The following is a 679-nucleotide window of genomic DNA, read 5'->3' as shown; positions in this document are numbered from 1 at the left end:
ATCGCAGAGAGCATTTCTCAAGAGCAGTTTTTTGAAGAAGAACACGTTGCAGTATCGCAGTGGCAAAGCCGAAAAAGCATGCTGAGTGCAGAAGATATTGTTGATTTGGACAAACGCAAAATCATGTATCGAGCCGCAGGAGCACTGGAAATGTTGCCGGTTATCTGCGGTAGCGAATACATTGGTTTGATGCCAGAATCGATGATTAAGTTGTTCAGTAATACCTATCATGTGAAAGCACTGCCGTTTCCATTTGATGTAACAACTTACGATCTTTGCACCATTTGGCACCCTAGTCGCACTAATGAAAGTGCTCATCAGTGGTTGCGCGCGCAAATCAAACACGCAGGGAAAGTCATCAAGAAATAGGAAGTCCATATGAAGAAAATACGAGCGATTCTAAACGGCAAAAAAGCCGGTAATCCTGAGCTAAGAGACGCCATCATGAAAATGAGAGACAGGGGCGTAGATGTGCAAGTTCGCGTCACTTGGGAATCGCAAGATATGCCGCGTCTCGTGAAAGAAGCGGTAACGGATGGTATTGAGCGTATTGTTGTTGCGGGTGGCGATGGCACTGTCAATGAGGCTGCTTCGGCGCTTATCCACATTGATCATGAAAGTCGCCCTGAACTTGCCATTATTCCGCTTGGTACGGCCAATGATTTTGCGACCGCGAATC

The 679-nt window shown here is 46.4% G+C and carries 1 protein-coding gene and 1 pseudogene; both read left to right on the top strand.

Annotated elements, in window-relative coordinates:
• Positions 1-369 (top strand): annotated as a pseudogene (locus R7O13_RS27400) (LysR family transcriptional regulator); the annotation flags it as partial.
• A 9-nt stretch (positions 370-378) separates the two neighbouring features.
• The coding region (locus R7O13_RS27395; RefSeq protein WP_318305264.1) for a diacylglycerol kinase family protein at positions 379-679 on the top strand (301 nt) is incomplete at its 3' end.

The organism is Vibrio sp. Y176 (assembly GCF_033438945.1).
This window is presented reverse-complemented; position numbering and strand designations above follow the sequence as displayed.